1 pseudogene is annotated in these 605 nt (G+C 48.8%); it reads right to left on the bottom strand.

Annotated features, from left to right (window positions below):
• Positions 1-539: pseudogene (locus L5L77_RS22625) on the bottom strand (IS4-like element ISSba6 family transposase); the annotation flags it as partial.
• Positions 540-605: the final 66 nt, after the last annotated feature.

Genomic DNA, 605 nt, shown 5'->3' with positions numbered 1-605 from the left:
AAATGGCTGCTTAATTCCATCAAGCAAACCATGCGAATTTGCGGATAAGCAGCTTCGCCTGAAGCGTTTGCGGTACGCGCAAAGGCGGCTTGATTTTGGACACTATCGGGTGTCCGCCACACTACACCGTCAACACCATACAAGTTAAGGCCGCACCAATGAGGATGTTCAGCTCTCGCGTGCCAGGTATTGGCGCTGCGACTAAATACTTCTCTAATAACCTCACTGCCCAATCGTTTACGCGCCTGAGTCACGGCGCTGCGTGCAACATAATCAATCTCTTGCGGCAAAACAATGTCGAGTTTGTTGATGAGTGACCGAACAGATTCCCCTCGGAACAAAGCCATTCCGATAACGGCCCAAATCATCGCGTCCATCGGCAATTTACGCCGTCTTAACGTCGCAACGCCCTGAGAGTCTAGGCAAGATTGAATTAACTCAGGTTCTAACACATCTGCTAAGCAGGTGAATTCGGTTAGGCGGGTAATATGAGTACGGGCGAGTGCTTCTGAGAGTTGCATAAAAAAATCCGATGACATGAGGTCATCGGATTTTGATCTTTTCAGCGAGATCGTCAAGCGATCTGTCTTAACTGATCGGCATTA

Origin of the sequence: Shewanella sp. SM29, from assembly GCF_025654245.1 — a bacterium.
GTDB classification, from domain to species: domain Bacteria; phylum Pseudomonadota; class Gammaproteobacteria; order Enterobacterales; family Shewanellaceae; genus Shewanella; species Shewanella oncorhynchi.
This window is presented reverse-complemented; position numbering and strand designations above follow the sequence as displayed.